We start from the raw sequence: 6,497 nt of genomic DNA, 5'->3' as shown, positions 1-6,497 counted from the left end.
TGACGGGTGGCGGCAAGACCTGGATGGCGACCTTCCCCCTGCGGGCGGCACGCTGGGGCGGTCCTGAGCTGCCCCTCCCCGCCGGACCGTATGAGATCCGGGTGCCCGGCGCCGAACTCGACGGCCTGTCGATCGCGCCGACCGTACTCGACGGCGTGCGCATCGCCGTCGAGTCCGAGACCGCGCACATCGGGGCACCGATCGACCCCGTGTACGAGACCGCCGAGGGGCAGGCGACCCTCGAGGGGCGCTATGTCTCGCACCCGGGCGGCACCGAGAACGCGGTCTTCTTCGAGAGCTTCTACGGGCGCAGCGTCGGCTGCAATCCCCGTGCGATCGACCGCGCGCTCGCCGCAGCGGCCCCGGACGTGGTGCGGTACTGGAGCGTCGTCGACCTTTCGGTCGAGGTGCCGGAAGGCGCGATCGCCGTGGTCGAGGGCAGTCCCGAATGGTGGCGGGCACGAGCAGCCGCTCGGCTGCTGATCGTGAACGACTGGCTGAGACGACGCTTCGCACGCAAACCCGGCCAGAAGGTCGTGCAGACCTGGCACGGCACACCGCTGAAGCGTCTGGCCCTGCACCGCCCGGGCTTCGACCCGCGACGCATGGCGGCTGTCGTGAAGGAATCGCGTCGATGGGACGTGCTCCTGGCGCAGAACACCTACGCGGAGCGAATCCTCCGCAAGGCGTACGCCTTCTTCGGTCGACCGATCTGGGTCGAGGGGTATCCCCGTAACGACGCGCTCGTCACGGGCGACGCCTCCGGGATTCGAGCGGCCCTCGGGATCGCCGACGGCGAGCGCGTCCTGCTCTACGCTCCGACCTGGCGGGATGACCGCAAGGAGATGGTGGACTTCATCGACGCCGAGCTGCTCGCACGGCAGACGGACTCGGTGGTCCTGGTGCGCGGGCATTCCCGCACGATCGAGACGGACCGCGATCGTGGCGGAGCGCGAGTCATCGACGTGACCGGATTCCCCGAGACGGCTCAGCTGCTTCTGGCGGCCGACGCCCTGATCACCGATTACTCCTCCGTGATGTTCGACTTCAGCGTCACGGGCAAACCCATGTACTTCCTCGTCCCCGACCTCGATCACTACCGGGGTGAGCTCCGCGGCTTCTACTTCGATCTGGCGAGCCGCGCGCCCGGGCCCCTCGTGCGCACGCAGGGCGAGCTCGTGGCGGCTCTCGCCGACGAGGCTCATGAGGTGACTTTCGCGGAACGGTATGCGGCCTGGCGTGCGCAGTTCAACAGGCGTGACGACGGCGACGCGGCAGACCGAGTCGTGGCGCGCATCCTCGATCAGGGGTACATCACGCCGTGACCCCGGCGTGTGACGCCCGGACGCAGAGCGAGGTCAGGAATCTCGCTCGGCGCCGAGCGATCACGGAAGCGGAGTGTTCTGCGTCCCGAGTCGTGACGCATCGACCGTGTCCCGAGCGCCGCGCAGCACCCCGCCGAGGAATCCCACTCCCCAGGACAGGTGCATGGTGGGGAGAACGGCGAGCGTCCAGAGGCGTTGGCGCGGTCCGCCCCCGCCGCGCAGACTCGCCACCGCCACGACGAGCGCGACGTAGAGCAGGATCGGCAGGTGGACGATCAGTGACAGGGCGACGGAGAACCATCCGCTGACCAGACCCGTCAGCTGCAGGATGCCGGTCACCACGGCGAGTCCGAGGAGCACGACGAGGGCGGGGGGAGCGAAGTAGCGGATGCCGTTGCGTCGCCCGAAGCGTCGGACGAGTTCACCGCGCCACGCGCCGGTCGCGCGGAACTGGCGGGCGAGACGGAGCCAGCTCTCGCGTGGCCAATAGGTCACCGACAGTGTCGGGTCGAACCAGACCTTGTAGCCTGCCTGCCGGATGCGGAGGTTGAGCTCCCAGTCCTCGCCGCGACGGATCGTCTCGTCGAAGAGTCCGACCTCGTCGAGCACCTCTCGGCGCATCACTCCGAGGTACGCCGATTCGGCCTCCCCTTCGTGCGTGCCACCGTGATAGGCCCCGCCGCCGAGCCCGACGGGGGAGTTGTAGAGGCGAGCGACAGCCTTCTGGAACGGCGTGCGGCCCTCAGCGTGCATGACGCCGCCGACGTTGGCCGACCCCGTGCGTTCGAGGGTCTCGAGTGCCCGCGCGGCATAGCCGGGTGAGAGCTCGGAGTGCGCGTCGACGCGCACGATCGTGGCGTAGCGGCTCGCGCGGATCGCGGCGTTGAGACCCACCGGGATGTGCGCGGCGGGATTGTCGACGAGTCGGATCCGCTCGTCCGCCGCAGCAAGACGCTGAGCGAGCTGCGTGGTGCCGTCGGAGGAAGGGCCGAGCGCGAGCACGAGCTCCGCCGGGATGGCGAGCTCCTGGGCGAGCACGGAGGCGACGGCATGCTCCAGGTACGCCCGTTCGTTCAGCACGGGCATGACGAAGGACACCCCGGTCTCGGGGGCGTGGAAATCGTCGTGGGGCACATGACGATCATGGCATGCGCTCGTCGGACGTTCGCTGATTCGACGGGAGGCGGCCGGGCGCTCGGTATCCTGGAGGGATGGGTGCTGTGTCGGATGCGAAGAAGGCCTACCGTCTGCTGAAGCGGGCGCTCGCGTCGCGCACCGCCGTGCAGCGCGTGCGTCGTCGCCTGGCGGCGAGCGAACCGCATCAGCCGGGCCGATATCAGGTCGCGGTGTACTTCGCCGACGGCGCGGTCAACATGTACCAGATGCGTCAGTGGTACCGGCCGCTCGCCGAGCTCGCGAAGCACTGGCCGGTCGTGGTGCTCTCGCGTTCTGCGACGGGAGCGGACAAGCTCCTCGATGAGGATGCTCCACCCGTGGCGTTGGTCCCCACCGTGCGAGACCTCGAGCGGTTCATCGCCACGCAGGACATCCGCGTCGTGCTGTACGTGAATCAGAACACGCGCAACTTCCAGATGTTCCGCTACGGCCGGCGCTGGCACGTGTTCATCAACCACGGCGAGTCCGACAAGATGTACATGACGACGAACCAGTACAAGGCCTATGACTACGCCTTCGTCGCGGGGCAGGCCGCGCGCGACCGGCTGTCGCGCACGCTGTGGGACTACGACATCGACAGGCGGACCCTCGAGATCGGTCGTCCCCAGGCCGACCACTACTCGGGCAGCCTGCCGTACACGCCCGATGAGCGCACCGTCGTCCTGTACGCGCCGACGTGGGAGGGCGATCGCCCCAGTGCGCATTACGGCTCGATCGCGACCCACGGCGAAGCCCTCGTGCAGGCGTTGCTCGCGTCGGGGCGCCACCGGGTGATCTATCGCCCCCACCCTCGCAGCGGCGTGGTGGACCACGAGTACGGCGCCGCACACAAGCGCATCATCGCCGCGATCACCGCGGCGAACGCCGGCGATCCCCGCGCGCAGCACATCTACGATCACGGTGCGGAGCTCGGCTGGCAGCTCGCGGCCGCAGACGTCGCCGTGGTCGACATCTCCGCGATGGTCTACGACCGTCTCGCCGTCGGGAAGCCGCTGTTGATCACGCGCCCTGCAGACGAACGCGCATCGGTCGACACGAACGGATACCTCTCGGACTGCGAGTGGCTCGAGGCGGATGCGGCTTCGGAGATCGTCGCCGAGGTCGAACGCGTCCGCGCCGACGTGGCTGCGACGGCACGGCTGCGGATGTGGGTCCAGCATTACTTCGGCGACACGACCCAGGGGGTCGCGACCGAGAAGTTCCATGCCGCGATCAGCCACCTCATGCACGAGTGGGACCATTGGCACGCTCACGAGGTCGGTGCTGTCCGCGGCGATGAGGACGACGACGATGAAGAAGTCGCCGACGAGGAGATCTGATGGTCGAGCTTTCGCGGACGCGAAGTATCGCCGCACGAGTCGAGGTCGTCGCTGAGGCGGCATCGACCAACACGATGCTGCGAGAGCTGGCGGCCGATGCCGACGGATGGCCTCACCTCTCGGTGCTTCTGACCGACAACCAGACGGCTGGTCGCGGCCGACTCGACCGTCAATGGACTGCGCCCCCCGGTGCCGCGGTCGCTGTCTCGGTACTGCTGCGCCGACTGCCGGAGGTCGCAGAGGCCCGCGGATGGATCCCGCTCGCCGCGGGCCTCGCCATGGCGGACGCGGTCGCTGACCAGGTCGCGGAGCATTCGGTGTCCGTCAAGTGGCCCAACGATGTGCTCGTCGACGGACGGAAGATCTCCGGCATCCTTGCGGAGGTGACCGGTGACGCCGTCATCGTCGGCTCGGGCATAAACACGGCGATGACGGCCGCACAGCTGCCGATTCCGACCGCGACGTCGTTCGCCTCGCTGGGGGTCGAGGTGGAGATCGACCGGCTGCTCGCCCGATACCTCCGGTCTCTCGAGCGCGCCGTCGACGGGCTCGCGGAGACGGGAGATGCCGTGACCAGCGGACTCCATGCGGCGGTGACCGCGCGCTGTGGAACGCTCGGGCAGGACGTCCGGGTGCTGCTCCCGGGGGAACGCGTTCTCGAGGGGACCGCGGATTCGCTGGACCCTGAGGGTCGTCTGGTCGTCAGCGCGAACGGCGAACACCATGCCGTCTCAGCGGGTGACGTGGTGCATGTGAGGCCGACCGGAGGCTGACACGCCCGGCGCGCAGAGGGTGTTGTCGGCGGTGGCGGGCACAATGGAGGGGTGACCCAGCCCGTGACCCTCGGCGGACGGCCGACCATGCCGCCGCCAGGCGTGCCCACTGAAGAGCTGCTCATCGCTCGATTCCGCGGGCATGCACGACGGTTGTTCTGGTCTGCTCTCGTCCTGATCGCCGTGTTCGGCGCGACCGCCTATCTCTTTGACAATCTCCCTGATCCGTTCGAGAACTGGATGCTGCTCACCGCGGCGGGAGCGGCGCTGCTGTTCCTCGCCGTGATTCCCTATGCGATCTGGTACTCGCGGACGACGACCGTGACCACGCGTCGGGTGATCGTGAACCACGGCCTCGGAGCCCGCAACCGCCGCGAGATGTCGCACGCCCGCGGATACACGATCGGTGTGCGCCGTGGCATCGTGCAGCGCATGTGGGGTGTCGGCACGATCACGCTGTCCAACGGTGTCGACGCGCCGCTGCGTCTCGCGAACGTGCCGAACGCGACGTTGGTGCACGAGACGCTGGCGGATCAGATCGAGGTCAGCCAGATCCTCGCTCACCGCGATGCCCAGTCGGGACAGGACTCCTCCCGCGGGTTCTGACAGGCGAGAGCCGCGCTCGACCCGAGGTGCGAGCGACCGGCGCCCGGATACGGGAGAATGGTCGGGACGAATGGAGGCGCACATGGCGCTGCGCGTTGGCGTGATCGGTGGCGGCCAGTTGGCCAGGATGATGATCGCCCCGGCGGTCGAGCTGGGACTCGACCTCAGGGTGCTGGCCGAGGGCGAAGGGATGTCGGCGGGACTCGCGGCGACCGCGGTCGGAGACTACCGCGACCTCGATGTCGTCCGCGACTTCGTCAAGGATGTCGATGTCGTCACGTTCGACCATGAGCACGTCCCCCAGACCGTGCTGCGCGCCCTGGTGGCCGACGGCGTGGCAGTGCACCCGGGGCCCGATGCGCTGCAGTTCGCCCAGGACAAGCTCGTCATGCGCGCGAAGCTCGCCGAGCTCGGAGTTCCTCAGCCCGACTGGGCGGCCGTGCACGACGCGTCCGAGCTGCAGGCGTTCCTCGATGAGCACGAGGGCGCCGGTGTGGTGAAGACGCCGCGCGGTGGATACGACGGCAAGGGCGTGCGCGTCGTGCGCTCGGCAGACGACGCCCAGGACTGGTTCACTGCCCTCGCCGACGGAGAGGCCCTGCTCGTCGAGGAGCTCGTGCCGTTCGTGCGCGAACTCGCACAGCAGGTGGCCCGCCGTCCGAGCGGCCAGATCGTCGCATACCCCGTCGTCGAGACCGTGCAGCGTGACGGAGTCTGCGCCGAGGTGATCGCGCCTGCGCCCGCAGCCGGAGACCGCCTCGTGCAGGTCGCCGAGGGCATCGGACGCTCCATCGCGGAAGGCCTGGGCGTCACGGGGATGCTCGCGGTCGAGCTGTTCGAGACCGATGACGAGCGCATCCTCGTGAACGAGCTCGCGATGCGGCCCCACAACAGCGGCCACTGGAGCCAGGACGGTGCCGTGACCGGGCAGTTCGAGCAGCATCTGCGCGCCGTCGCCGATCTGCCGCTCGGAGACACGGCGCCCCGCGCGCGATGGTCGGTCATGGTGAACATCCTCGGCGGACCTGAAGAGGGCTCGCTCGGACAGCGTTTCGCCGGCGCGATGGCGGAGCACCCGTCGGCGAAGATCCACACATACGGCAAGGATCCACGTCCGGGCCGCAAGGTCGGCCACGTCAACGTCGCGGGCGACGACCTCGATGAGGCCGTCTACGTCGCACGGGCCGCCGCTGCCCATTTCGACTGAGACGAGATCGGGTCGCGTGAGAGGCGTGCCGTTCGGGGGTTCTCCCAGCACCAGACCGTAGCCTGAGTGGGTGACTGAGCCTTTGCACTCC

Annotated in this window: 6 protein-coding genes; 5 read left to right on the top strand and 1 reads right to left on the bottom strand. The window is 68.8% G+C overall.

Features of this window, described 5'->3' with window-relative positions; genetic code table 11:
* Positions 1-1,325, top strand: a 1,325-nt coding sequence (locus tag RTM68_RS03920) for a CDP-glycerol glycerophosphotransferase family protein (RefSeq protein ID WP_312168451.1), incomplete at its 5' end; no start/stop codon positions are given.
* A 60-nt stretch (positions 1,326-1,385) separates the two neighbouring features.
* On the opposite strand, the gene RTM68_RS03915 is transcribed toward RTM68_RS03920, so the two are convergent.
* Positions 1,386-2,411 carry a glycosyltransferase family 2 protein gene (locus tag RTM68_RS03915; protein WP_312168456.1) on the bottom strand — a complete coding sequence of 342 codons (1,026 nt, stop codon included), beginning with the start codon at positions 2,409-2,411 and terminating at the stop codon, positions 1,386-1,388.
* 125 nt (positions 2,412-2,536) lie between these two features.
* On the opposite strand from RTM68_RS03915, the gene RTM68_RS03910 reads away from it, so the two are divergent.
* The 4 genes from RTM68_RS03910 to RTM68_RS03895 all read left to right on the top strand — a co-directional run bounded on the left by RTM68_RS03910 (position 2,537) and on the right by RTM68_RS03895 (position 6,406).
* Positions 2,537-3,820 (top strand): CDP-glycerol glycerophosphotransferase family protein, encoded by a 1,284-nt coding sequence (locus tag RTM68_RS03910; RefSeq protein ID WP_312168449.1) that lies wholly within the window; start codon positions 2,537-2,539, stop codon positions 3,818-3,820.
* A complete protein-coding gene (locus RTM68_RS03905; protein ID WP_312168446.1) occupies positions 3,820-4,593 on the top strand; it encodes a biotin--[acetyl-CoA-carboxylase] ligase in 774 nt (257 codons plus the stop codon). Before RTM68_RS03910 ends, RTM68_RS03905 begins: the two co-directional genes overlap by 1 nt.
* 51 nt (positions 4,594-4,644) lie before the next feature.
* Entirely contained in the window at positions 4,645-5,199 is a 555-nt protein-coding gene (locus RTM68_RS03900) for a PH domain-containing protein (protein WP_396654179.1), read from the top strand.
* An 82-nt stretch (positions 5,200-5,281) separates the two neighbouring features.
* Positions 5,282-6,406, top strand: a complete 1,125-nt coding sequence (locus tag RTM68_RS03895; RefSeq protein WP_312168445.1) for a 5-(carboxyamino)imidazole ribonucleotide synthase — start codon at positions 5,282-5,284, stop codon at positions 6,404-6,406.
* Positions 6,407-6,497 lie beyond the last annotated feature (91 nt).

The sequence above is a fragment of the Microbacterium sp. genome, from assembly GCF_031988965.1.
GTDB lineage: Bacteria > Actinomycetota > Actinomycetes > Actinomycetales > Microbacteriaceae > Microbacterium.
The sequence above is the reverse complement of the archived record's forward strand: the minus strand, read 5'-3'. Positions and strand labels throughout refer to the sequence as shown.

Excerpts from the sequence above, each read along its gene's own strand:
- RTM68_RS03895 (WP_312168445.1), top strand. The coding sequence starts at position 5,282 with ATGGCGCTGCGCGTTGGCGTGATCGGTGGCGGCCAGTTGGCCAGGATG.
- RTM68_RS03915 (WP_312168456.1), bottom strand. The coding sequence starts at position 2,411 with ATGCCCGTGCTGAACGAACGGGCGTACCTGGAGCATGCCGTCGCCTCC.
- RTM68_RS03910 (WP_312168449.1), top strand. The coding sequence starts at position 2,537 with ATGGGTGCTGTGTCGGATGCGAAGAAGGCCTACCGTCTGCTGAAGCGG.
- RTM68_RS03905 (WP_312168446.1), top strand. The coding sequence starts at position 3,820 with ATGGTCGAGCTTTCGCGGACGCGAAGTATCGCCGCACGAGTCGAGGTC.